Genomic DNA, 24,384 nt, shown 5'->3' on the forward strand with positions numbered 1-24,384 from the left:
CGGCGCTTGCTTCAATGCAGGAAATCCTGCATCCGGTAATACGCGCCGACGAGCGGCAGGAACCACGCGTGCCCGAAATGGCCGGGTATCGCCGGCCATTCGAGCTCGCGCCACGGATTCGACGCGGCCGCGCCATACAGCACGTCGGCCATCACGCGGCCCATGTGCACCGACATCTGCACGCCGTGGCCGCTGTAGCCCATCGAGTAATAGAGCCCGTCGTGCTGGCCCGCGCGCGGCAGCCGGTCGGCGGTAATGTCGACGAGGCCGCCCCAGCAGTAGTCGAGGCGCACGCCGGCCAGTTCCGGGAAGTAGCCGGCCATGCCGGCGCGCAGGACGTCGCCGCTCTTCGCGTCGGAGCGCGGGCTCGACATCGCGAAACGTGCGCGGCCGCCGAACAGCAGCCGGTTGTCGGGCGTCACGCGGAAGTAGTTGCCGATCTGGCGCGACGTCACGTATGCGCGGCGGTGCGGAAACAGCCGGTTCAGCTGCGCATCCGGCAGCGGCTCGGTCACGACGATGAAGCTGCCGACCGGCGCGATGCGCCGCCGGAACCACGCGAACGGCCCGTGCTGCGATGCGCCGGTCGCGACCAGCACGCGATCGGCGACGATCGTGCCGCGGGCGCAGGTGACGCGGTGGCGCTCGCCGTCGAGCCGGTCGAGCTGCGTGACGGCCGCGTGCTCGTACACGCGTGCGCCGGCACGCACGGCCGCTTGCGCGAGGCCGACGCCGAACTTGCCCATGTGCATCTGCGCGCCGTTGCGCTGCAGGAGCCCGCCGTGGAAACCGTCGGACGCGATTTCATCGCGGATCCGCGGCGGTTCGATCAGTTCGATGTCCGGATCGACGTCGCGCCGCAACGCATCGAACGTCTTCGCGAGCCCCGCGAAATGCTGCGGCTTCGCGGCGAGCTTGAGCTTGCCCGCGCGCCGGAAATCGCAGTCGATCGCCTGTTCGGTCACGATCGTCTCGACGCTCTTCACCGCGCTTTCGTACGCGAGATAAAACTGCTTCGCCTGCGCAGCGCCGATGCGAGCCGCCAGCGACGCGTAGTCCTGCGCGACACCCGTATTGCACTGGCCGCCGTTGCGGCCGGACGCTTCGCCCGCAACCTGCGCGGCCTCCAGCACGACCACCGAGACGCCGCGCTGCGCGAGCGCGAGCGCCGCCGACAAGCCGGTGAAACCGCCGCCGATCACGACCACGTCGGCGCGCCCTTCGACGGGCCCAACGCTGCCGTCGCGAAACGCGGGGCGGGTATCCAGCCAGTACGATTCCAGTTTCATCGGATCCTTCTCGAGCATTTCCGCAACGACGATCGGCGATCGTTCAATGAGAATCATTTAATCACCGTCAAAAACCGCAGTTGCCGCGTATTCGCGCGCGGCACGCGTGCAAATTGCCGTTTTGCGCGACCGCCGCGGCAGACTATGCGGCGGGCCGTCCACCGCACCGCGCGATGAACGATTCGCGCGCCACGCGCTACAGCCGCACCGGCGCGACATCCGCGGGAACCGGCTCCGCCTGGAAACTCGCGAGATCTTCCTCGCTGCGATGGCACAGCACCTGCGCGCCGTTGCCGAGCGTGCGCAGCGACGGGGCCGTCCGGTTGCACACGCCGTCCACGCGCATCGCGCAGCGCGACAGGAACGGACACAGCTCGGCGTCGTTCTCGCGCTCGCCGATCGGCACCAGCGGCCGGTGGCAACGCTCGGCCGCAGCGTCGAGCCAGCCCGCGCGCAACTCCGGCGCGGACGACACCAGCAAATGCGAATACGGGTGATAAGGCGGCGCGCACAGCGCGTCGCGGCTGCCCGTCTCCACGCGGCGGCCCGCATACAGCACGACGATGTCGTCGCTGATCGCGCGCACCTTCGCGATGTCGTGCGTGATGAACACGTACGACACGCCGAGCTTCGCCTGCAGGTCGCGCAGCAGTTCGATGATCGCGGCGCCGACCACGGTGTCGAGCGCCGACGTGACCTCGTCGCACAGGATCAGGTCGGGCTCGGCCGCGAGCGCGCGCGCGAGGTTCACGCGCTGCTTCTGCCCGCCCGACAGCTCGCCGGTCCGCCGCGACGCCACCGCCGGCGGCAGCCGCACGAGTTCGAGCAGTTCCGCGACGCGCTGGCGTGCGCGCGCGCCCTTGATCCCGTGGTAGAACGCGAGCGGCCGTGCGAGCGTGCGCTCGACGGTGTGCACCGGGTTGAGCGCGGTATCGGCGTTCTGGAACACGATCTGCACGCGGCGGTGCTGCTCCTTGGTGCGCTTGGCGATGTCGCGCGCGAGCGGCTCGCCGTCGAGCAGGATCGTGCCGCCGGTCGCCGGCACGAGGCCCGCGATCACCTTCGCGAGCGTCGTCTTGCCGGAACCCGATTCTCCGATCACGCCGACCGTCTGCCCGCGCCCGATGCGCAGGTCGACTTCGTGCAGGATCACCTTCGCGGGCCAGCCGTTCGCGGCGCGGCCGCCGTAGCCGGCGATCGCGCCGCGCACGTCGAGCAGCGGCGCCGGCGCGGCCGGCTCCGCTGCCTGTGCTTGCGCGGTGCGTTCGGCGTCGTTCGGCGTGACCGCCGCGATCAGGCTCTGCGTGTACGGGTGCGTCGGCGCATGCAGGATCTGTTCGGTGTCGCCCGCCTCGCGGATTACGCCGTCGCTCAGCACGACGATCCGGTCGGCCATCTGCGCGACCACGGCCAGGTCGTGCGACACGTACACCGCACTCATCCCGTAGCGCTTGATCACGTTCTTGAACGCCTGCAGCACGTCGATCTGCGTGGTCACGTCGAGCGCGGTGGTCGGCTCGTCGAGAATCACCAGCTCCGGATCGGTGATCAGCGCCATCGCGGCCATCAGCCGCTGCAGCTGCCCGCCCGACACCTGGTGCGGATAGCGCTTGCCGATCGTCTCCGGCTCCGGCAGCGCGAGCGCGCGAAACAGCTCGATCGCCTTCGCCTGCGCGTCGCGCTTCGTCATCGTCTTGTGGATCAGCGCGCTCTCGATCACCTGGTCGAGAATCGTGCGCGACGGGTTGAACGAGGCAGCCGCGCTCTGCGCGATATACGCGACCTTGCGGCCGCGCAGCGCGGTCAGCGCCGCCGCGGACAGCGTGCACACGTCGGTGCCGTCGAGCTTCACCGAGCCGCCGGCGATCCGGCATCCGGTGCGCGCATGGCCCATCAGCGACAACGCGATCGTCGTCTTGCCGGAGCCCGATTCGCCGATCAGCGCGAGCACCTCGCCGCGCCCGATCTCGAAGTCGACGCCGTGGACGATCGTCGTTTCCTCGCCACCGGGCCGGCCGCCGACCACGCGCAGCCCGCGCACCTCGACGAGCGGATTCGATTCGTGTCGCATCAGTGTCCTCCGGCGGCGCCGGCCGCGCCCTTGCGGCGGCCGCGATGCGGCAGGCCGTCGATCATCAGGTTGACGCCCACCGTCAGGATCGCGATCGCGACCGCGGGAATGATCGCGACGGCCGAGCCGTCGCCGAGGCTCGCGATGTTCTCGCGCACGAGCGAGCCGAGGTCCGCGTAAGGCGGCTGCACGCCAAGCCCGAGAAAGCTCAGGCCGCTCAGCAGCAGCACGACGAACGTGAAGCGCAGCCCGGTGTCCGCCAGCATCGGGTGGATCATGTTCGGCAGCATCTCGACGCACGCGATGTACAGCGCGCTTTCGCCGCGCGCCTTGGCCACCTGCACGAATTCGAGCGTGCTGATGTTGACGGCCAGCGCGCGCGCGATCCGGTACGAGCCGGGCATGTAGCTGACCGCGGCGGTGAGGACCAGCAGCGGCAGCGACGAGCCGAACGCGGCGACGAACATCAGCGCGAACATCTTCGACGGAATCGACGTGAGCGCATCGAGCAGCCGGCTCATCGTCTCGTCGACCGCGCGGCCCGACACCGTCGCGAGCAGCCCGAGCGTCGTGCCGGTCACCGCGGCGAGCAGCACCGCGGCCAGCGCGAGCAGCACGGTCAGCCGCGTGCCGTACAGGATCCGGCTCAGCATGTCGCGGCCGAGGAAGTCGGAGCCGAACGGCAGCTTCGCGCTGAACGGCGCGAACACGTCCGGCGTGACGATCGTGCCGACGTCATGCGGCGCGATCAGCGGCGCGAACACCGCGACGAACAGCATCAGGCCGGCCATCGCGAGCCCGACGCGGCCGCCGGTGGTCAAGGCGATGCGCGCGGCGCGACGCTTGCGCGGCTGTTCGGGGGCAGGCGCGGCAGGCGGCATGCTGCCCCGCCCCAGGGGCGGGTCGCCGGAGGGCGGCAGCGCGCTGCTGCGTTGTACGGGTTCGATCGGTTGCATGGGCGGCATCTCGGAAGAAAGACGAAACACTCAGGTGCGCAGTCGCGGGTTCGACACGATCGAGCACAGGTCGGCGAGCAGCACGAGCGTCAGGTAAGCGACGCAGAAGATCAGCGTGCACGCCTGGACCAGCGGGAAATCGCGGTTGCTGACGGCGTCGACCATCAGGCTCGCGAGGCCCGGATAGTTGAAGATCGTCTCGACGACGATCACGCCGCCGAGCAGATACGACAGGCTCAACGCGATCGCGTTGGCGATCGGGCCGATCGCGTTCGGCAACGCATGGCGCAGCACGACGCGAGCCGGGCTCGCGCCCTTGAGCACGGCCATCTCGACGTACGACGCGCTCAACTGCTCGATCACCGCGGCGCGCGTCATGCGTGCCATCTGCGCGATCACGACCGCGCACAGCGTCAGCACCGGCATCGCATACGCACGCAGGAAATCGTGCAGGCTCTCGATCGGGCCGCTGTACGACAGCGCGGACAGCCAGTGCAGCTTCACCGCGAACACGAGCACGGCGACGGTCGCGATCAGGAACTCCGGCGTCGCGACGAGCGACAGCGTGCCGAGGCTGATCACGCGGTCGACCACCGACTCGCGCTTGACCGCCGCGAGGATGCCGAGCAGCAGCGCGATCGGCACCGACACGGCGGTCGTGATCGCCGCCAGCGTGAGCGACTTCGGCAGGCGCCCGCCGATCAGCTCCGACACCGGCATGTCGCCGGAAAGCGACCGGCCGAAATCGCCGTGCAGCAGCCCGCCGAGCCAGTGCAGGTAGCGCACGTGCGCCGGCATGTCGAGACCGAACTGCTGGCGCAGCGCGGCGACCGTCTCCGGCGTCGCCGACTGGCCGAGCGCGGCCTGCGCGGCGTCGCCCGGCAGCAGGTTCGTGATCGTGAAGATGATCGCGGACACGATCAGCAGCGTCAGCGCGGTGACCGCGATGCGCCGGCCGATCAGCCCGATGAGGATTCGGTTCATGGAGCGAGACTCCGGAAAAAACCGCGCGTGGCCGGCGCGGGGGTCCGCGCCGGCCGCGCGACGGCGGCCAGCGACAACGTCATGCGTTCCACCACACGTTCTCCGCGAACGTGAAGCCCATCATCGGGCCGGTCGGGATCGAACCGAGGCCCGCGAGACGCTTGTCGTATCCGTCGAGGAAGCTGATGAACGCCGGAATGCCGACCCGGCCCTGCTGCGACACGATCACCTGCATGTCGCCGTACATCTGCTTGCGCTTCGCGTCGTCGGTTTCCGAACGCGCGGCAAGCAGCAACTGGTCGAACTTCGCGTTCTTCCAGCCCGACTCGTTCCACGGCGCATCCGACTTGAAGAACTGCGTGAACAGCACGTCGGCGCTCGAACGCGGATTGATGTTGCCGAAGGTGAGCGGATGCTTCATCCAGTGGTTCGACCAGTAGCCGTCGGGCGACGCGCGGTTGACCTGCAGGTTCAGCCCGATCTTCTGGCCGGCCTGCTGCAGCAGCACGGCCATTTCGATCGACCCGTTCGCGTCGGACGTCGCGTAGATCGGCGGCAGCGTGGCGCCGAGCGCCCCCGCCTTCTGGAACAGGAACTTCGCCTTGTCCGGATCGTGCGCGCGCTGCGGCAGCGACGCGTTGAAGTAGCGATGCCCCGGCGGAATCGGCTGGTCGTTGCCGATCACCGAGTAGCCGCGGAACACCGCCGTGCGGAGCTGCTCGCGATCGAACAGGTACTTCATCCCTTCGACGAAATCGGGGTTCGCGACGATCGGGTTGTCGCTGCGCATGATCAGGTCGGTATAGAGGCCCGACTTGGTTTCCTTCAGCGCGTAGCCCGGCGTCGACGAGACCCGCTGCGTCGAGCGCGGATCGATCGCGTTGATCAGGTGCACGTCGCCCGACAGCAGCGCGTTCAGGCGCGCGGCGCTGTCGCTGATGCCGATCAGCTCGATCTCGTCGAGATACGGCTTGCCCGGCTTGAAGTAGCTGTCGTTGCGCACGCCGACGGTCGACACGCCCGGCTTGAACGACTTCAGCTTGTACGGGCCGCAGCCGATACCGGTCGAGAAATCGGTCGTGCCGTCCTTGACGATCACGAGCTGCGGCGTCGCGAGGATCACCGGCAGATCGGCGTTCGCGCTCGCGAGCGTCAGCGTGACTTCGTCGGGGCCGGTCGCCTTCGCATCCGAGAACTGTTCGGCGAGCGTCTTGACCTTCGACGCGGTGGCCGGGTTCTTGTGGCGCATCAGCGAAAACACCACGTCTGCCGGGCCGACGGGCTTGCCGTCGTGGAACGTGACGCCCTTGCGCAGCTTGATGATCCACGTCTTCGCATCGGTCGTTTGCAGCGACTCGGCGAGGTTCATCTGCGGCGTCAGGCTCGCATCGAGCTGCGTGAGGCCGCTGTAGAACATGAAGAAGCGCGTGTAGTCAGCGCCCGTCGAGCCCTTGGCCGGGTCGAGCGTATCGGCCGTCGAGCCGGCTTCGTTCGCGACCCGGATCTTGCCGCCGCGCTTCGGCGCGGGTGCGGCGAATGCCGAGCCGGGGGTCATCAGCAGTCCGCCGGCACCGGCGGCCATCATGCCGCCCGCCGCCATGACCTTCATCATGTCGCGGCGCGTCAAGCCGCCCTTGCCGCCATTGTCGATATCGTCGCTCATCCGAACTGCTCCTGACTGTGGAAAGTGGGTCCAAGGGTCCAGCGTGGTTGTTCAATCCCGCCGCGTCCGCTTGCTGGTGGCGGGCGCAACGTCGTACACATGCAATTCATTTAAGCATCGCCAAAATGCGGTTTGTCGCGATTCGGGCGGCCCGCACGATACGAATCGACCGTTTTGTGCCGCCCGTGCAGCATGAATTGCTGCGTGCGCGCCCGTGTCACCGTGTGCCCGGCCGCGTGTCGCGGCGGCTGCCGCACCCGTGTCGATGAAGGAAATCGTAAAGCCGCAGCCGCCGCAGATTGCGCCGACAAAATTGCCCGTTCGGCATCCGGCGCGCGTTTGGCTCACGCAAACCGCACGTTTGTGTCGAATGCGTGTCCGCATGCCGACGACGGCTGAAGCGAGCGGTACGACGCGGCAGATCGCCGCGTGCACAGGCGTCGACGGTGGGGATCGCGACGGGATGTCGCGCAGGAAAGTTCAGAAGAAAGCCGCTCGATCGGAACGGCCTGGCGGGAAGACGGGAAGATGACGGGACTGCGGAAACCGGGTTCGTGCGGCCGTCAGGCGCCGCGTGCGCGAGCGGCGACGCGTGCGTCACCGGCCTCTCGGCGCGCGCGCCGGCCGGGCGCCCGCGCGGCGCCCAGGCGGCAGGATGACGCGCCGGCCGCGAGCGGCCGGCGCGAAACTGTCACGCGGCGAGCCGGAATACCGACACGGCGGCTCGCAGGCGCGCCGCCTGCTCGTCCAGCGACGAGGCAGCCGCGGCCGCCTGCTCGACGAGCGCGGCGTTCTGCTGGGTGACTTCGTCCATTTGCGCGACCGCCAGCCCGATCTGTTCGATGCCGGTGCTTTGCTCGGCCGATGCCGCCGAAATCTCGCCCATGATGTCGGCCACCCGGTCGATCGACCGGACGATCTCCGTCATGCGCTCGCCGGCCGTCTCGACCAGCCGGCTGCCGTTGCCGGCCCGCTCGACCGACGCGTCGATCAAGCCCTTGATGTCCTTCGCGGCCGCGGCGCTGCGTTGCGCGAGCGAGCGGACTTCCGACGCGACGACGGCGAACCCGCGCCCCTCCTCGCCGGCCCGCGCGGCTTCCACCGCCGCGTTGAGCGCGAGAATGTTGGTCTGGAATGCGATGCTTTCGATCACGACGGTAATGTCGGCAATCCGCACCGATCCATCCGAAATCTGCCGCATCGTTTCGACGACCGCCTGCACGGCGGCGCCGCCGAGTTCGGTCGCATCCTTCGCGTGGGCCACGAGCGCATTCGCCTGGCGCGCGTTGTCGGCGTTCTGTTTGACCGTGGACGTGATCTGCTCCATGCTCGCGGCCGTTTCCTGCAGCGACGCGGCCTGCTGCTCCGTGCGCTGCGACAGGTCCAGGTTGCCTTGCGCGATCTCGCCGGTGCCGGTGGCGATCGAGTGGGTCGTGGTCTGGATTTCGGCGATGGTGTCGGTCAGCCGCGCCTTCATGTCGCCCAGCGCGACGAGCAGGCTGCCGGGCGCGGCATGCGCCGTATCGAACTGCACGTCCAGATCGCCGGCCGCGATGCGGGCGGCGATCTGCGTCGCATGCGCGGGCTCCCCGCCGAGCGTCCGCTTGACGCTGCGCAGCACGCCCCATGCGATGGCCGCGAGCGCTGCGGCGATGCCGAGCGCGACGGCGCCCAGCACCATCGCGAGCCGGGTGAACGCCGCATTGATGTCGTCGTAGAAGAATCCCGTGCCGATCCACCAGTTCCAGTCGGGAATCGCGACCACGCCCTGCAGCTTCGGCTCCAGGTCCGCGTCGGGGCTGCGCTTGACCAGCACGTCGACGAGCGCGAAATGCGCCTGCGCCATCCCCGCGCGATACGCCTCGCTGTCGGTCATGCCGCTGGTCGTGCGGTTGCCCTTCGCGCGCGTGCCGATGAATTTCGCGTTCGGGTGCACGAGGTTGACGCCATCGGACGTCGTGACCCAGAAGTAGCTCTTCGAATTCGCGTTGAGCGCCGACAGCGCGGCCTTGGCCTGCTGCTGCGCCTGCTCCTGCGTGAGCGCGCCGCTCGTCTGCATCGCGCGATACGAATCGACCAGATGCTCGGCCTTGGTCAGCAGAATCACGATCTCTTCGCGGCGGCTGTCGATCAGCGCGTCGCGCAACGTGTGCAGCGACAACGCGGCGAGCAGGACGACGCCGAGCAGCGCCGCGCCGACGAGCATCAGCAGTTTGGTGGACAACTTCATGCGAGGGGCCTCGAAATATTAACCGTTCGGTACATATATCGGCCTGGGCGGCCCCCGCCTTGAACGACTCCGTATCGGTAATTACCCTCGTTCAGTACGCTGATCGTACGCAGCGGGACGCGACGGCATCGCGGCCGCGCCCCGGCGCTCGATAGCCTGGCCGACGCAGGCGGCTTACAGCCCGAGCTGCGTCGCGAGCTGACCGATGTCCGACACTTCGTAATAGTTGTAGAACGGCGTGCCCGGCTCGTGGCCGCGGTTCACGAACGCCTTGTGCTTGATCCCGAGATCCTCGGCCGTCATCAGGTCGTAGCGCAGGCTCGACGACACGTGCAGCACGTCCTCGGGCTTGCAGCCGAGCTTGTCGAACATGTATTCGAAGCCCTGCATCCGCGGCTTGTACGACTGCGCCTGCTGCGCGGTGAACACGGCGTGGAACGGCGCGCCGAGCTTGTCGACGTTGCTCATGATCTGCTCGTCCATCGCGTTCGACAGGATCACCAGCTTGTACTTCGACGCCAGCCGCGACAGCCCGGCCGGCACGTCCGGGTGCGGGCCCCACGTCGGCACCGCATGATAGAAAAGCTCGGCCTCGGCTTCGTCGAACTTCACGCCGAGCCGCGCGCAGGTGCGGCGGATCGCGTTGACCACGACGTCACGGTACGGCTTCCACGCGCCGAGCACTTCGTCGAGCCGATAGGCGGCGAACGCGCGCACGAAGGCCTCCATCGTGGCCGGCGACAACCGGTCCGCATAGATTTCGCGCGCCGTCTCGGCCATCCGGAAATGGGTCAGCGTGCCGTAGCAGTCGAAGGTGATGTACTTCGGTTCAAACTGGATCATGGTGACGTCCTGTCGGTGTGAAGCCCCGGCAGGGCCGGGGATGGGCTGGGTTTAACGAAATTGAATCAGGGCAAAAAGTCGTTCGCGCATCGTTCGGCGCCGCTCAAAACGCAGAATCGCCGCGTGTTGCCCGCCCCATGCAGCACGATCTGCGGCGCGATCGGGCGCGCGGCGGCGGGGCCGGCCGACGGGTGCCGTGCGAGCGCGGCGGCGCCCGTCGGCCGGTGCGCCGTTCGACAAACGGCGGTGCCGCCGTGCATTGATCGTAGTGGCATTCCACAGCATGCGTGGCCGGATTGACCGGCCTCGCCAGCACGATCCGCGCGTTCGTTCGCGCCGACCGAGCCGGTTTGCATCGATCTCGCGGGCGCGCCCGCCGCCGCCGGAAAACAGGCGAATCGTCCTATCCGTGCCGCCACCGCGCTGGCAGAGTGACCGGACCATTCCCACCCATCCGGAGTCCGGCGTGTCCGACCTCAATCCTTCCCGCACGCTCATCTATCGCCCGTTCGCCGAAACCGACCTGCCCGCCGCCCATCGACTGTCGGAGGCGGTCAAGTGGCCGCACCGGCTCGACGACTGGCGCTTCGCGTTCCAGCTCGGCGGCGGCTTCGTCGCCGAAGATGAAACCGGCGTCGTCGGCACCGCGTTCGGCTGGCGCTTCGACGAATCGCACGCGTCGCTCGGCATGGTCATCGTGTCGCCCGAGCGCCAGGGCCGCGGCATCGGGCGCGAGCTGATGACCCGCGTGGTCGACAGCCTCGGCGCGCGGACCATTTTTCTGCATGCGACGCCGGCAGGCGAGCCGCTGTACGCGAAATTCGGCTTCGACGTGATCGATACGATCGATCAGCACCAGGGCGCCGCGTTCCAGCCTCCGCTGATCTCGCTGCCGCCGGGCGAGCGCCTGCGCCCGCTCGGCACCAACGACGGGCCGCGCCTCGCCGCGCTCGCGTCGCGCGCGGCCGGCTATGAACGTGGCGCGGTGATCGAAGCGCTGCTCGACGTCGCGAACGGGATCGCGCTCGACCGCGACGGCGAGCTGCTCGGCTTCGCGCTGTTCCGCCGGTTCGGCCGCGGCCACGTGATCGGCCCGGTGATCGCGCCGGATGCGCTGCGCGCGCAGGCGCTGATCAGCCACTGGCTCGCGCTGCACGAGGGCATGTTCGTGCGGCTCGACGTGCCGGGCGACAGCGGGCTGTCCGACTGGCTGCAGGGGCTCGGGCTGCCGCGCGTCGACACCGTCGTCGCGATGGCGCGCGGCGCGACGCCCGAACGCGATCCGGCGCTGCGCGCGTTCGCGATCGTGAACCAGGCGCTCGGTTGAGCGGAGCGCACGATGAGCTTTCTCTACAAGGCCGACCCGGTGCGCGGCGCGCAGTGGGCGGCGCGCTTCGCGCAACAGGCACCCGATCTGCCGTTCCGGATCTGGCCGGACCTCGGCGACGCCGAAGCCGTCCGCTATCTCGCCGCCTGGCAGCCGCCGGACGACCCGGTCGCGCTGCTGCCGAATCTCGAGGTCGTGTTCTCGGTCGGCGCCGGCATCGATCAGTTCGACCTGTCGCGCGTGCCTTCGCACATCCCCGTCGTGCGGATGATCGAGCCGGGCATCGTCGAAGGGATGGTCGAATACGTGACGCAGGCCGTGCTGACGATCCATCGTGACCTGTTCGACTATGCGGCGCAGCAGCGCGACCAGGTGTGGCGCGAGCATCCCGTGCGCGCGGCCGGGTCGCGGCGCGTCGGCGTGCTCGGGCTCGGCACGCTCGGCCAGGCCGTGCTCGACACGCTGCGGCGCTTCGGTTTTCCGTGCGCCGGCTGGAGCCGCACGCCGCGCACGCTCGACGGCGTCGACTGTTATGCAGGCGATGCGGCGCTCGACGCGTTCCTCGCGCGCACCGACATCCTGATCTGCCTGCTGCCGCTCACCGACAGCACGCGCGGGCTGCTCGGCGCGCGCGTGTTCGACGCGCTGCCGGCCGGCGCGTCGCTCGTGCAGGTCGGGCGCGGCCCGCAGCTCGATGAAGCCGCGCTGCTCGCGGCGCTCGCGAGCGGCCGCCTCGACAGCGCGATCCTCGACGTGACGGATCCCGAACCGCTGCCCGCCGGCCATCCGTTCTGGACGCATCCGCGCATTCGCATCACGCCGCACATCGCCAGCGCGACGCGGCCCGACACCGCGGTGGACGCGGTGCTCGCGAACCTCGCCCGCCATCGCGCGGGGCAGCCGATGATCGGCGTCGTCGATCGCGTGCGCGGCTACTGACCTGACACGCGCGCCCGGCCCGCCGGGCGCGCAGCAGAAAATGCCGAAGCGCCCCGCACAAACGCCGCGCGCATACGTTTCGGGCCTCAAATTGAAGACGCATGCGGATTTCTCGCCCGTTAGCATGAACTCACCGCTGACACCTGACGAGAGTCCCGCCTCCCCATGAACCAAGCCGCGCTGATCGAAGCCGATCGTCAACACCTGATCCATCCCGTCGTCAATTACCGTGCGCACGAGGCGCGCGGCGTCACCGTGCTGGAATCCGCCGACGGCGTGTTCCTGCGCGACGCCGCGGGCCACACGCTGCTCGACGCGTTCTCGGGCCTGTGGTGCGTAAACGTCGGCTACGGCCGCGACAGCATCGTGAAAGCCGCCGCCGACCAGATGGCGAAGCTGCCCTACGCGACCGGTTATTTCCATTTCGGCTCGCAGCCGGCGATCGAACTCGCCGAGCGGCTCGCCGCGCTCGCGCCGCCGTCGCTGAACCGCGTGTACTTCACGCTCGGCGGCTCGGACGCGGTCGATTCGGCGATCCGTTTCATCACGCACTATTTCAACGCCACCGGCCGCCCGTCGAAGAAGCAGATGATCGCGCTGGAACGCGGCTATCACGGTTCGTCGTCGGTCGGCGCGGGCCTCACCGCGCTGCCCGCGTTCCATCGCCACTTCGACCTGCCGCGCGCGGACCAGCACCATATTCCGTCGCCCTACCCGTACCGCCATCCGCTCGGCGACGATCCGCAGGCACTGATCGCCGCGTCGGTCGCAGCACTCGAAGCGAAGGTCGCCGAACTCGGCGCGGACAACGTCGCCGCGTTCTTCTGCGAGCCGGTGCAGGGCTCCGGCGGCGTGATCGTGCCGCCGGCCGGCTGGCTGAAGGCGATGCGCGACGCGTGCAAGCGCCTCGGCATCCTGTTCGTCGCCGACGAGGTGATCACCGGCTTCGGCCGCACGGGCCCGCTGTTCGCCTGCGAGGCCGAACAGGTCGACCCGGACCTGATGACCGTGGCGAAGGGCCTGACGGCCGGCTATGCGCCGATGGGCGCGGTGCTGATGTCCGACGAAATCTACGAAGGGATCGCGGGCGAGCGCGCCGATTCGCCGGTGGTCGGCCACGGCCATACGTATTCCGCGCACCCGGTGAGCGCGGCGATCGGCCTCGAGGTGCTGAAGCTCTATCACGAAGGCGGGCTGCTCGCGAACGGCCAGGCGCTGGCGCCGCGCTTCGCCTCGGGGCTCGATGCGCTGCGCGCGCATCCGCTCGTCGGCGACGCACGCTCGGTCGGCCTGCTCGGCGCGCTCGAACTGGTGGCCGACAAGGCGCACAAGACGCGCTTCGACCCGGCGCTGAACGTACCCGACAAGATCGCGGCCGCCGCGTACGCGAACGGCGTGGTGTTCCGCGCGTTCGGCGACGGCGTGCTCGGCTTCGCGCCGGCGCTGAGCTTCACCGCGGGCGAATTCGACCTGCTGTTCGAACGCGTGCGCAAGACGCTCGACGACGTGCTGGCCGACGCGGGCGTGCTGCGCGCGCTCGACGCCGCGCACGCGCAGCCGGCCTGAGCGGCCAAGGGAAAGCCGGGCTTGTGGCCGCCATCGTTCGACTCTAAAGTAACCGGACATTCCATTTTTGCCTTCTCACGTGAACATGACGGACAGCAAGCTGGATCGCATCGACCTGCGCATCCTCTCCCAGTTGCAGAAGCGCGGCCGCATGACCAACGTCGAGCTGGCCGATGCGGTCGGGCTGTCGCCCAGTCCATGCCTGATCCGCGTGAAGCGGCTCGAGAAGGCCGGCTACATCGGCGGCTACGGCGCGCACATCCAGCTCGAGAAACTCGGCGACGTGCAGGTCGTGTTCACCGAGGTCACGCTGGCCGACCACCGGCGCGAGGATTTCGACCGCTTCGTCGCGGCGATCCGCAACGTCGACGAGATCGTCGAATGCCACCTCGCGAGCGGCGGCTACGACTATCTGCTGAAGTTCATCACGCGCAGCGTGAGCCATTACCAGACGATCGTCGAAGGGCTGCTCGAGCAGAACATCGGCATCGAGAAGTATTTCAGTTACGTGATCATCAAATCGCCGTTCGTCAAACGGCACTACCCGCTCGAATCGCTGTTCGGCGAACGTCACTGACACCCGGCGTGCGTCGCCCCGTCACGCGGCAGACCGCTGTCCGCGCAGGGGGAGTCGCGCCCGCGCCGGGCCGCCAGCGTCGTCGAACCGCCTCATTCAAGGAACCGTCATGCCGCTTACGCTGTCCCGAACCGAACTCGTTCGCACCGCCAACCTGATCGACGGCGCCTGGCGCGATGCGCTCGACGGCCGCCGCTTCGCCGTCACCGATCCGGCCACGCTCGAGACCGTTGCCCACGCACCCGACAGCGCCGCCGCCGACGCGCGCGCGGCGACCGACGCCGCGGCCCGCGCGCTGCCCGCGTGGCGTGCGACGCCCGCGCGCGAACGCGCCGCGATCCTGCGCGCATGGCACGCGGCGATCGTCGCGCACACCGACGATCTCGCGAAGCTGATGTCGCGCGAACAGGGCAAGCCGCTGGCCGAAGCGCGCGGCGAAGTCGCGTACGGCGCGTCGTACGTACTGTGGTTCGCCGAGGAATCGACGCGCACGTACGGCGACCTGATCCCGCAGCAGCAGCGCGGCAAGCGGCTCAGCGCGGTGAAGGAGCCGATCGGCATCGTCGCCGCGATCACGCCGTGGAATTTCCCGCTCGCGATGATCGCGCGCAAGATCGCGCCCGCGCTCGCGGCCGGCTGCACGGTCGTCGCGAAGCCGGCGGAGGACACGCCGCTGACCGCGCTCGCGCTGGCGTTTCTCGCGCAGGAAGCCGGCGTGCCGGCCGGCGTGCTGAACCTGATCACCGCGTCGCGCGAGCGCGGCGTCGAAGCCGCGGCCGACTGGCTTGCCGACGGCCGTGTGCGCAAGATCACGTTCACCGGCTCGACGCCGGTCGGCAAGCTGCTCGCGCGCGAATCGGCGGCGACGTTGAAGAAGCTGTCGCTGGAGTTGGGCGGCAATGCGCCGTTCATCGTGTTCGACGATGCGGAACTCGACGCCGCGGTCGACGGGCTGATGGCCGCCAAGTTCCGCAACGGCGGGCAGACCTGCGTGTCGCCGAATCGCGTGTACGTGCAGGCCGGCGTCTACGACGCGTTCGCCGCGAAGCTCGCCGCGCGCGTCGCCGCGCTGAAGGTCGCGCCGGCGACCGACCCGGCCGCGCAGATCGGCCCGATGATCAACGCGCGCGCGGTCGACAAGATCGCGCGGCACGTCGGCGATGCCGTCGAACGCGGCGCGCGCGTGCTGACGGGCGGCAAGCGGCTGACCGAACTCGGCGCGAACTATTACGCGCCGACGGTGCTCGCCGACGCCACCGCCGACATGCAGCTCACCTGCGAGGAAACCTTCGGCCCGGTCGCCGCGCTGTTTCGCTTCGATACGGAAGACGAAGCGGTCGATGCCGCGAACGACACGCCGTTCGGGCTCGCCGCGTATTTCTATACGCAGGACGTGCGGCGCATCGCGCGCGTGTCGGCGCGGCTCGAAACGGGCATCGTCGGGATCAATGAAGGCGCGCTCGCGAGCGAGGCCGCGCCGTTCGGCGGCGTGAAGGAATCGGGCTATGGTCGCGAAGGCTCGCGCTATGGGCTCGACGATTATCTGTCGATCAAGTATCTGTGCCAGGGCGGGCTCGACTGAACCGGCGTCGCCGCGCGTTCGGTTTTCCGTTGCGCGTCCCGCGCCCGCTGGTCAGTCCTGGCGAGTTCGGGCGCCGCGAAACGGTAGGCGCGGGCGCGACGCCGAATCATGCGTGCCCGACGCGTCGCCCCGTCGTCCCAGGTGGAACCGCGCCCGCAGCCACGGGTAAAAACGCATTGCCAACCGGAATTTGTGTGCGCATTGTCGGCGGACGCCTCGTCCATCGCCCCACTCGACCATGCATTCCGCTCCGCTGCCGTCCACCGCAGGCCTTGCCGACACCGCGCCTGACGCGCCGCCGTTGATCCGGCGCTTCGCCAGCGAGGATGTCGACACCCACGCGGAATGCACGCACGGCTGGTCGATCCGGCTCGATCAACTGTCGCCCGGGCCGTTCCGCGGAACACTGCACGAAATCCGCTTCGACGGCATGCAGTTGCTGCGCGAACGCGTGAACCGCGCGCTGCTCAAGCGCGGCGACCAATGCGCCGGCAGGACGTCGTTCAGCATCCCGCTGGAAACCGCCGGCGCCGGCTTCTGCGGCGGCGCGCCGCTGCGCGACAAGGCCCTGCTCGTCTCCGGCGGCACCTCGTTGCCGGAATTGCGCACGCCCGACCATCAGGACGTCGTGCTGTTGACGGTGCCCAACGCCACGCTGCGCCAACTGGCGTGGCTCGGCGACCGGGACGAAAACGGCGACGGCGTATCGTCGAGCGAAACCCGCATCCTGCGGGTGCCCTCTGCCCGCCACGACGCGCTGACCGCGTTGCTCGTGGCCGGCTTCGAGGCGGCCGATACGCCGGAGCGCCCGCTCGCCCGGCCGCACACGCGCAAGTCGCTGCGCGACGCCATTCTGGTCGAACTCATGCACGCGACCGAGGCGGCCGGCCGCCCCGTCCGGCTCGATCCGTCCGCGCGGCACCGCGTCGTCGATCGCGTGCGCGAACTCGTCGCGGCGCGGCCCGATGTGCCGTTGACGGTGCTCGACGTGTGTCGAGAAGTCGGTGCGAGCCGGCGCAAATTGCAGTATTGCTTCGAGGAAATCCTCGGCACCCACCCCGCGTGGTATCTGCGCGTGCTGCGGCTGAACGCGGTGCGCCGCGAACTGCGCGAACATTCCCCGGCCAGCGCGTCGGTCAGCGACGTCGCGTGCCGCTGGGGCTTCTGGCACCTGAGCCGGTTCGCGTCGCACTACCGGGAACTGTTCGGCGAGCTGCCGTCCGACACGCTCAAACGCGCGCCGCGATAATTACCAAAAGCGGATAACGCCCCGGATTTTGACGTTCCTAGACTCCGTACACATTTCAACTGTACGGGGAACGGCACGATGGAAATCCTCAGACGTCCGCACGGCGTGCGGCGCTGCCGCACACGCACCACCGCCGTCGCGATCGGCACGTTGGCGGCCACGCTCGCCTGCCAGCACGCCCATGCGCTCGAAAACGACGGCCCGATCACGCCGTTCGGCGTATTCGATTTCGGCGCGGGCATCACGCCGCCGCCCACGCCGAACGGCACGCTCGCCACCCGCTTCGCGTACTACTCGACCCGTACGATCCGCAACGGCGGCAACGCGGACTTCTCGCTGACGGTCGCGTCGTGGAGCCTCGCGTACATCCGGATGACGAACGCGAAGCTGTTCGGCGCGAAGGTCGGCTTCGGCGCGATCGTGCCGTTCCTGAACATGAACGGGCACGTGAACGTGCCGACGCCGGTAGGCACGCTCGCGATGTCGGCCGCTCCGACCAACATCGGCGACGCGGACTTCCAGCCGCTGATCCTCGCATGGGCCTCGCCGAACCTGTTCGTCAACGTCGCCCTGCAGGTGCAGGCGCCGACCGGCGCGTATCGCGTCACCCGCCTCTTCAATCCGGGCGTCAACCATTGGACCTTCTCGCCGATCATCGGCGCGACCTACATCACCGATAGCGGATTGGAAATCTCGACCAGCATCGAGCTCGATCAGAACACGACCAACCGCGCGACGAACTATCGCAGCGGCACCGGGTTTCGCCAGGAATTCGCGCTCGGCCAGCACATCGGCCCGTTCACGGCGGGCCTCGGCGGCTACATCGAGCGGCAGTTGACCAACGACCACGGCCCGAACGTCGACGGCAACCGCTCAAGCGTGAATGCGCTGGGCCCGGCGATCAGCTACGTCGAGCCGGGCAAGCCCGCGTTCTGGCTGCATGCGTACAAGGAATTCGGCGCGCAGAACCGCGCGCAGGGCTACCAGGTCGCGCTGCGTGCCGCGCTGTCGTTCTGATGTTCCGATTCGGGAGTCGTCGATGAATCCGCTTTCCTCAACGCAATCCGCGTCCTCTTATACGCATGCCGCCCGACGGGCCGGTGCAAGCCAGGGCGCCGTGCTGCTGCTCGGCAGCAGTCTCACCGTGATGGGCGCGGTCATGATCGCGCCGATCCTGCCGAAACTCGCGGCCGAATTCGGGCCGGCCGACCCGCGGCTGGCGGCGCTCATCCCGCTCGTCGCGACGGGCCCCGCGCTCGCGATCGCGCTGTGCGCGCCGCTCGCCGGCTGGCTGGCCGATCGGGTCGGACGCAAGATGTTGCTGTTGCTCGCGACGCTCGTGTACGGAGTCGTCGGCGCAGCGCCGGCGTGGCTCGACAGCCTCGCCGCGATCCTTGTGTGCCGGCTCGCGCTCGGTGCGGCCGAGGCGTGCGTGATGACCTGCTGCACGACGCTGATCGGCGATTACTGGCATGGCGAACAACGGGTGCGCTACGTGAACCGGCAGGTCGTCACGATCGGTATCGTCGGCACGGTGTTTTTCGTGCTCGGCGGCGCGGCCGGCGAGCACGCGTGGCGCTATCCGTTCTATCTCTACCTGCTGCCGATCCTGCTCGTGCCGGCGATTGCGGCCGTGCTGTGGGAGCCGCTGCGCGACGCTCAGCCCGCCGTGCCGGCCGACAGCGCGACGCCGCCGGCCGGAAACCGGCTCGTGCCGACGCTCGCGACCGGCTACGGACTGATCTGCATCGGCATGATCGGTTCCTTCGTGGTGCCGGTGCAGATGCCGCAGTTGATGGTCGACATCGGCCAGCGCTCGTCGACGATGATCGGCGCGGTCGCGGGCGTCGGCCTGCTGTCGACGTTGGCCGGTTCGATCGCGTGGCCCTGGTTGTGCGATGCGCTCGGCCGCCGCTTCGTCAACGTCGTGCTCCTGGCGCTGCTCGCGGCAGGCCTGACGCTGCTGGCCCGTGCGCAAACGGTGCCGGCCATCGTCGTGGCGGTCGTGATTCACGGCTTCGGCGGCGGCATGCTGGTGCCGAATGCGATCCTGCCGCTGATGCGCACGCTGTCGCTCGCGATGCGCGGTCGCGGCCTGGGCGGTTTCACGGCCGCGCTCTATCTGGGCCAGTTCGTCAGCCCGCTCGTCGTGCTGGGCTGTGCGCACGCATTCGGCGGGTTGCGCGCGGCTGTGTTCGCGGTTGCGGCGGGCACGGCCTTCACGGCGTTGCTGTGGTTGTTGCCGGCGCTTCGCCGTCGCGACGACGAATGACCCATTCACGTTTTCCTGTTCTTGAACGATCCCATCCATGACAGATTTCCAGACGCTCATCGCCACGCACGACGGTATCGCGCTCGCCGCGCTCGTACGTGCGAAAGAAGTGCAACCCACGGAATTGCTGGACGCCGTGCTCGCCTGTCTCGATACGCTCAACCCCGTGCTGAATGCCGTGGCGGAACGACTCGACGACTCGGCGCGACAGGCCGCCGCGTCCGTCACCGGACGCGAAAGCATCCTCGCCGGCGTCCCGACGCTGATCAAGGACCTGTTCATGCCGGTGCGCGGCGCGCGGATGTCGAACGGATCGTTTTTGTTCGGCGACCACCGGCCGGACTTCGACGGCGAGCTCGTGGCGCGCCTGCGGCGGGCCGGCATACCGATCGCGGGCACGTCGTTGTCGCCGGAACTGGGCACGTCTTATTGCACGTCATCGGCGCGTTTCGGCGTCACGCGCAATCCGTGGCATCCGCACGTGAGCGCCGGCGGTTCGAGCGGCGCCGCGGCGGCGCTCGTGGCCGCCCGCGTGCTGCCGTTCGCGCACGGCAACGACGGGGGCGGCTCGCTGCGGGTGCCCGCCTCCTGTTGCGGCGTATTCGGGCTGAAACCGACGCGCGGCCGAACGCCGAATGGCCCGATGATCGGCGAGGGATGGGCCGGCATGGGCATCAACCACGCGATCACGCGCTCGGTTCGCGACAGCGCCGCGCTGCTCGACCTGACCGCCGGCGCCGATATCGGCGCGCCGTATGCGTCGCCGCATCAGGCCGACACGTTTCTCTCGGCCACGCAGCGCGATCCCCGGCCGCTGAAAATCGCCGTGATCGAGCGGGCGTCGCCCTGGCCGCTTGATCCGGCATGCCGGGCCGCGCTGGACCATACCGTCGGGTTGCTGCGCGCGCTCGGCCATCACGTCGAGCCGCTCGCCAGCCCCGTCGATTCGGCCGTTTTCTATGACCGCGTGTTTACGATCATCGGCGCGCAAACGCGCGCGTTGCTCGATACGGTCGGCGACCAGCGCGGCACGCCGGTGCGCGACGACGAAATCGAGCCCCGCACCCGCATCATCCTGCGCGAAAAGGGCAACGTGAGCGGCGCCGAATACGCGAGTGCGGTCGACTGGATCCATGCATTGGGCAGGACGTTCGGCCGGCTGATGGAACGCTACGACGCGTTGCTGACGCCGACGCTCGCGATGCCGCCGCTCGCGCCGGCCGCACTCGCGACGATGGACGACGCGCAATCGTTGAGCGACGTCATCGATCGGTCGCATCGGTTTTCGCCGTTCACCGCGTGGTTCAACGCGACCGGGCAGCCCGCGATGTCGGTGCCGCTTTACCGGGACGAACACGGTTTGCCGATCGGCAGCCAGTTCGCGGCGGCATTCGGCGCGGAGTCCTTGCTGTTCTCGCTTGCTGCCCAGCTCGAACGCGCCGCGCCGTGGGCCGATCGAGCCCCGCCGGTGTGCGTCGGGCTGTCGGGCGCGTGACCGGTTCGGTGGCGAGCGACAGGTGCGCGGCAGCCGGGTTTGAGCCTCGCGTGCGTCGCGTACCACCATCATCGGTGGCCAGAGCAGCCGGTGTGCCAGCCGTGGCCGACGTAACGTCGCGCGAACGCGCTACCGCCCCACACGGCGGCCGCGGCCGTGCCGTAATCCGTGCCAGGGCGGGCTCGACTGATCGGATGAATCCGGGCCGTCCGCGAGGACGGCCATCGCCGCGCCTAGTCGACATACGCACGTTGACATCGGAACCGATCGGTCCATATAATCCATCCAACTTCAGGCACCGCATCGTTTGCGAAACCGACCAATGGCAAATCCGGCTGGCGTGGGCCGTCCCCGCGAATTCGAACTTGGCGATGCCGCGCGCGACGCGATGGACGTTTTCTGGGACCGCGGCTATGAAGGCGCGTCCCTGCCCGACCTGATCGCCGGCACCGGCCTGTCGCGCGGCAGCCTTTACAAGGCGTTCGGCGACAAGAAGGCGCTGCTGCTGGCGGCGCTCGACCTGTACATGGCCGACGGGCTCAAGGCGACCGCCGACATCCTGTCGCAACCCGGTGCCGTGAAGGATGCGATTCGCGATTCGCTGCTGCGTTATGCGCGTCTGTCCGTCGGCGAGGCGGGCCGGCGCGGCTGTCTCGCAGTCGCGATGACCACGGAACTGGCCGCGCGCGACGCGGATGTCGCGGAACGCACCGGGCGCATGTTCCGGCGGCTGCAACAGCTCTATGCCGGTGCGATCGTCCGTGGCCAGGCGAGCGGCGAAATCGCCGAGCAGGACGAACAGGTGCTGGCGCGTTTGCTCGTCTGCCAGATCGAAGGCATGCGCGTGCTGGGAAAAACCGGTATGTCCGAGCCCGACATGCTCGCGCTGGTCGACCGCACGATGCGCATCCTCGACTGATATTTTTTTACCCAGTTTGGAACCGAACGGTTCCGTATGGAGAGCCGTCCATGTCACGGAATGACCCCGTATCGCCCGACCCGCGTCGCTGGGCCATGTTTGCGGTCCTGCTCGTCGGTGCGTTCCTGCCGCCGCTGGATTTCTTCATCGTCAACGTCGCGCTGCCGTCGATCCGCGCGGAACTCGGCGCCTCGTCGTCGGCCGAGCAACTCGTCATTTCATCGTATGCGGGCCTGTACGCGGTGACGCTGATCACCGGCGGCCGACTGGGCGACCTGTTCGGCCGCGGCCGCGTGTTTTTCCTCGGATTGATCGGCTTTGCGATCGCCTCGACGCTGTGCGGTCTCGCGAGTTCGCCGTGGACGCTCATCGTCGGCCGCGCGTTGCAGGGCGTGACGGCCGCGATCATGGCGCCGCAGGCGCTCGCTTCGATTCAGGCGATCTTCCCCGAATCGGAAAAGCCGCTCGCGCTCAGCTTGTACGGCGCGGTGTTCGGCCTCGCCGCCGTGGTCGGGCAGGCGCTGGGCGGGATCCTGATCTCGCTGAACCTGTTGAATCTGGGCTGGCGCACGATCTTCCTCGTCAACCTGCCGCTGGCGATTCTGGTCGTCCTGTTCGGCATTCGACTGTTGAAGGAAACGCGTGCGCAGCATGCGCGCAAGCTCGACCTCGGCGGCACCGCGCTGTCGATGCTGACGCTGGGCGCGCTGATCGTGCCGCTGATCGAGGGGCGCGAAGCAGGCTGGCCCGTCCGGGCATGGGTGTCGCTGCTCGCGGTGCCCGCCCTCGCCGGGTTCTTCTGGCACTACGAGCGCCGGCTCGGCCGCCGCGGCGGCGCGCCGCTGCTCGATCCGGCCGCGCTGCGCGCGCCGGGGCTGGGCCGCGCGTTGCTGATCGCGCTGCTGCTGTACTCGATCGGCGCGTTCTTCCTGCTGTTCTCGGTGTATCTGCAGAATGCGTTGCACGTCGACGCGCTGAGCGCAGGCCTCGTGTTCTTGCCGTTCGGCGTCGGGTTCCTGCTCGGCCCGTTGTCGACGCCCTTCTGCTCGCGTGTCATCGGCGCTTACGTCAATCCGTTCGGCATGAGCCTGGAGATCGCCGGGCTCGTCGGCCTCGCGTGGTTGATCGATGCCACGCCGATCGGGATGCCGCTTGCTGCCGCGCCGCTCGCCGTCGTGCTCTTCGTCATCGGTTTCGGACAAGGTCTCGCGCTGCCGACGCTGATGCGCATGGTGACGGGACGCGTCGCACCGGCGCTGTCCGGCATGATCGCGGGCATCGCCAGCTCGACGCTGCAGGTCAGCACGTCGCTGAGCGTGGCGATCATCGGCGGCATTTTTTATACGACGCTCGGCACGCGCCAGGATCCGGCGGCCATCGCGCACGCGTTCATCGTCGCACTGCTGTCGATCTCGGTATTCCTCGCGGTGGGTGCCGCGCTAGGCATCTCGCTTGCACGCGCGCCCGCCGCGCATACGTCGATGCGCGCCGCCGCCCGTCCGGGCTTCGGCCCTGAACGCAAACGGCCTTGATCGCCCGTATTTGCCCCTATCCGTCCGTATCGACACTCATCGGCGTATCAGTCCGACCTGGAGGTTCTTCATGTATCTCGTCGTTTCCTATCGCCGAGCCGCGGGCACGCGATTCGATGCCCGTTACTACGTCGAACAACACATTCCGCTGGTGGAAAAGTCCTGGAAGCCGTACGGGCTCGACTATATCGACGCTTTCTTTCCGGCACGCGAGGATAGCGAATTGATCGTCGTGGCGATGTGCCGCTTCAAGGACAGCGCGGCGCTGGACGCCGCATTCGCTGCCGCTGAGACGGCAGACGTCATGGCCGATATCGATGCGTTCACCGATATCGAGCCTGATCGGCAAGTCACGGATGTGTTATCACGCGTGTCGTAGCGGCGATCGCGCGCCGCCATGCAGCGGTTTCGGCCGGCGCCATCGGTCACTTGTCCGATAGCGCCGCGAAAGGTCGGGTGTCAGGATAGGCAATCGTCACGCGAATACCGGACCGGGAGGATCACTGCAATGTCCGTACGTCAGATCTTCATCGTTGCATTGGCGAACGGCCTGCCGCGTGCGTTCGGCGTGCTCGCTATCGTGTCGGGGCTGTTTCGGATTGGCGCAGCAATGCATCGCGGGAAGCACGCCGGCACGCCGGCGCAAGCGATCTCGGGTGGAGCGCGAACGGCGCTGGCGGGCGCGCTGCTTTCCTGCGAGGCAGTCGGTGCCGTCTACTTCGCAATCGCGGCGTTGGGGTACGGTTGGGCCGACACCGGGGCTACAGCCCCCGATTGCAGGCAACGGATGAACGACTGGCCGACTTGAATGGGGCAACCGCCATCTGGGATACGCGGGATAAACCACCGGACAGGCGGAGCGTCAAAGCTCGCGCCGGCCTGACCGGCGG

20 protein-coding genes are annotated in these 24,384 nt (G+C 68.6%); 13 read left to right on the forward strand and 7 right to left on the reverse strand.

All coding sequences use genetic code 11. The features are described 5' to 3' along the window. Window positions 1-11 precede the first annotated feature (11 nt). From CFB89_RS31220 to CFB89_RS31250, 7 genes are all read right to left on the reverse strand, one after another. Complete coding sequence (locus CFB89_RS31220; protein ID WP_089471316.1) at window positions 12-1,346, reverse strand: FAD-binding oxidoreductase; 1,335 nt, start codon at window positions 1,344-1,346, stop codon at window positions 12-14. 139 nt (window positions 1,347-1,485) lie between these two features. Continuing rightward, entirely contained in the window at window positions 1,486-3,360 is a 1,875-nt protein-coding gene (locus CFB89_RS31225; RefSeq protein ID WP_089471317.1) for an ABC transporter ATP-binding protein, read from the reverse strand. Beyond that, window positions 3,360-4,316 carry an ABC transporter permease gene (locus CFB89_RS31230; protein ID WP_089471318.1) on the reverse strand — a complete coding sequence of 319 codons (957 nt, stop codon included), beginning with the start codon at window positions 4,314-4,316 and terminating at the stop codon, window positions 3,360-3,362. Before CFB89_RS31230 ends, CFB89_RS31225 begins: the two co-directional genes overlap by 1 nt. A gap of 30 nt (window positions 4,317-4,346) precedes the next feature. Next, entirely contained in the window at window positions 4,347-5,300 is a 954-nt protein-coding gene (locus CFB89_RS31235) for an ABC transporter permease (RefSeq protein ID WP_089471319.1), read from the reverse strand. 79 nt (window positions 5,301-5,379) lie between these two features. Beyond that, entirely contained in the window at window positions 5,380-6,963 is a 1,584-nt protein-coding gene (locus CFB89_RS31240; RefSeq protein WP_089471320.1) for an ABC transporter substrate-binding protein, read from the reverse strand. Window positions 6,964-7,654: 691 nt separating this feature from the next. Then, complete coding sequence (locus CFB89_RS31245) at window positions 7,655-9,193, reverse strand: methyl-accepting chemotaxis protein (protein WP_089471321.1); 1,539 nt, start codon at window positions 9,191-9,193, stop codon at window positions 7,655-7,657. Window positions 9,194-9,367: 174 nt separating this feature from the next. After that, window positions 9,368-10,036 carry a haloacid dehalogenase type II gene (locus tag CFB89_RS31250; protein WP_089471322.1) on the reverse strand — a complete coding sequence of 223 codons (669 nt, stop codon included), beginning with the start codon at window positions 10,034-10,036 and terminating at the stop codon, window positions 9,368-9,370. Between the two features lie 466 nt (window positions 10,037-10,502). Between CFB89_RS31250 and CFB89_RS31260 the strand changes: the two genes are divergently transcribed. The 13 genes from CFB89_RS31260 (at window position 10,503) to CFB89_RS31320 (ending at window position 24,302) form a co-directional block, all read left to right on the forward strand. Further along, entirely contained in the window at window positions 10,503-11,363 is an 861-nt protein-coding gene (locus CFB89_RS31260) for a GNAT family N-acetyltransferase (protein WP_089471324.1), read from the forward strand. Window positions 11,364-11,375: 12 nt separating this feature from the next. Continuing rightward, on the forward strand, window positions 11,376-12,302 hold the full coding sequence (locus CFB89_RS31265; RefSeq protein WP_089471325.1) for a glyoxylate/hydroxypyruvate reductase A: 927 nt from the start codon (window positions 11,376-11,378) through the stop codon (window positions 12,300-12,302). Between the two features lie 165 nt (window positions 12,303-12,467). Continuing rightward, window positions 12,468-13,868, forward strand: a complete 1,401-nt coding sequence (locus tag CFB89_RS31270; protein WP_089471326.1) for an aspartate aminotransferase family protein — start codon at window positions 12,468-12,470, stop codon at window positions 13,866-13,868. Between the two features lie 85 nt (window positions 13,869-13,953). Then, a complete protein-coding gene (locus CFB89_RS31275) occupies window positions 13,954-14,445 on the forward strand; it encodes an Lrp/AsnC family transcriptional regulator (protein ID WP_006749694.1) in 492 nt (163 codons plus the stop codon). 109 nt (window positions 14,446-14,554) lie between these two features. Next, window positions 14,555-16,027 (forward strand): NAD-dependent succinate-semialdehyde dehydrogenase, encoded by a 1,473-nt coding sequence (locus tag CFB89_RS31280; RefSeq protein WP_089471327.1) that lies wholly within the window; start codon window positions 14,555-14,557, stop codon window positions 16,025-16,027. 238 nt (window positions 16,028-16,265) lie between these two features. After that, the gene (locus CFB89_RS31285; protein WP_089471328.1) at window positions 16,266-17,276 is read left to right on the forward strand and encodes a helix-turn-helix domain-containing protein; all 1,011 of its coding nucleotides are present in this window, start codon (window positions 16,266-16,268) and stop codon (window positions 17,274-17,276) included. Between the two features lie 78 nt (window positions 17,277-17,354). Beyond that, window positions 17,355-18,293 (forward strand): transporter, encoded by a 939-nt coding sequence (locus CFB89_RS31290; protein WP_089471329.1) that lies wholly within the window; start codon window positions 17,355-17,357, stop codon window positions 18,291-18,293. A 22-nt stretch (window positions 18,294-18,315) separates the two neighbouring features. Beyond that, window positions 18,316-19,548, forward strand: coding sequence for an MFS transporter (locus CFB89_RS31295; protein ID WP_089471330.1), 1,233 nt, complete (start codon window positions 18,316-18,318; stop codon window positions 19,546-19,548). A gap of 37 nt (window positions 19,549-19,585) precedes the next feature. Continuing rightward, entirely contained in the window at window positions 19,586-21,043 is a 1,458-nt protein-coding gene (locus tag CFB89_RS31300) for an amidase (RefSeq protein WP_089471331.1), read from the forward strand. A 322-nt stretch (window positions 21,044-21,365) separates the two neighbouring features. Continuing rightward, window positions 21,366-21,962: a TetR/AcrR family transcriptional regulator gene (locus CFB89_RS31305; protein WP_089471332.1), complete on the forward strand. Its 597-nt coding sequence runs from the start codon at window positions 21,366-21,368 to the stop codon at window positions 21,960-21,962. 50 nt (window positions 21,963-22,012) lie between these two features. Continuing rightward, complete coding sequence (locus CFB89_RS31310) at window positions 22,013-23,494, forward strand: MFS transporter (protein WP_089471333.1); 1,482 nt, start codon at window positions 22,013-22,015, stop codon at window positions 23,492-23,494. A gap of 70 nt (window positions 23,495-23,564) precedes the next feature. After that, window positions 23,565-23,873: an EthD family reductase gene (locus tag CFB89_RS31315; RefSeq protein ID WP_089471334.1), complete on the forward strand. Its 309-nt coding sequence runs from the start codon at window positions 23,565-23,567 to the stop codon at window positions 23,871-23,873. 129 nt (window positions 23,874-24,002) lie between these two features. Continuing rightward, on the forward strand, window positions 24,003-24,302 hold the full coding sequence (locus tag CFB89_RS31320; RefSeq protein ID WP_256979811.1) for a hypothetical protein: 300 nt from the start codon (window positions 24,003-24,005) through the stop codon (window positions 24,300-24,302). The last annotated feature ends 82 nt before the right edge of the window (window positions 24,303-24,384 follow it).

This window comes from Burkholderia sp. AU16741, from assembly GCF_002223345.1.
Lineage (GTDB): Bacteria > Pseudomonadota > Gammaproteobacteria > Burkholderiales > Burkholderiaceae > Burkholderia > Burkholderia sola.

Coding starts and splice junctions, on each gene's coding strand:
- CFB89_RS31305 (WP_089471332.1), top strand. CDS start 21,366: ATGGCAAATCCGGCTGGCGTGGGCCGTCCCCGCGAATTCGAACTTGGC.
- CFB89_RS31235 (WP_089471319.1), bottom strand. CDS start 5,300: ATGAACCGAATCCTCATCGGGCTGATCGGCCGGCGCATCGCGGTCACC.
- CFB89_RS31300 (WP_089471331.1), top strand. CDS start 19,586: ATGACAGATTTCCAGACGCTCATCGCCACGCACGACGGTATCGCGCTC.
- CFB89_RS31285 (WP_089471328.1), top strand. CDS start 16,266: ATGCATTCCGCTCCGCTGCCGTCCACCGCAGGCCTTGCCGACACCGCG.
- CFB89_RS31265 (WP_089471325.1), top strand. CDS start 11,376: ATGAGCTTTCTCTACAAGGCCGACCCGGTGCGCGGCGCGCAGTGGGCG.
- CFB89_RS31310 (WP_089471333.1), top strand. CDS start 22,013: ATGTCACGGAATGACCCCGTATCGCCCGACCCGCGTCGCTGGGCCATG.
- CFB89_RS31280 (WP_089471327.1), top strand. CDS start 14,555: ATGCCGCTTACGCTGTCCCGAACCGAACTCGTTCGCACCGCCAACCTG.
- CFB89_RS31295 (WP_089471330.1), top strand. CDS start 18,316: ATGAATCCGCTTTCCTCAACGCAATCCGCGTCCTCTTATACGCATGCC.
- CFB89_RS31320 (WP_256979811.1), top strand. CDS start 24,003: ATGTCCGTACGTCAGATCTTCATCGTTGCATTGGCGAACGGCCTGCCG.
- CFB89_RS31250 (WP_089471322.1), bottom strand. CDS start 10,036: ATGATCCAGTTTGAACCGAAGTACATCACCTTCGACTGCTACGGCACG.
- CFB89_RS31230 (WP_089471318.1), bottom strand. CDS start 4,316: ATGCAACCGATCGAACCCGTACAACGCAGCAGCGCGCTGCCGCCCTCC.
- CFB89_RS31290 (WP_089471329.1), top strand. CDS start 17,355: ATGGAAATCCTCAGACGTCCGCACGGCGTGCGGCGCTGCCGCACACGC.
- CFB89_RS31270 (WP_089471326.1), top strand. CDS start 12,468: ATGAACCAAGCCGCGCTGATCGAAGCCGATCGTCAACACCTGATCCAT.
- CFB89_RS31225 (WP_089471317.1), bottom strand. CDS start 3,360: ATGCGACACGAATCGAATCCGCTCGTCGAGGTGCGCGGGCTGCGCGTG.
- CFB89_RS31240 (WP_089471320.1), bottom strand. CDS start 6,963: ATGAGCGACGATATCGACAATGGCGGCAAGGGCGGCTTGACGCGCCGC.
- CFB89_RS31245 (WP_089471321.1), bottom strand. CDS start 9,193: ATGAAGTTGTCCACCAAACTGCTGATGCTCGTCGGCGCGGCGCTGCTC.
- CFB89_RS31315 (WP_089471334.1), top strand. CDS start 23,565: ATGTATCTCGTCGTTTCCTATCGCCGAGCCGCGGGCACGCGATTCGAT.
- CFB89_RS31275 (WP_006749694.1), top strand. CDS start 13,954: ATGACGGACAGCAAGCTGGATCGCATCGACCTGCGCATCCTCTCCCAG.
- CFB89_RS31220 (WP_089471316.1), bottom strand. CDS start 1,346: ATGATTCTCATTGAACGATCGCCGATCGTCGTTGCGGAAATGCTCGAG.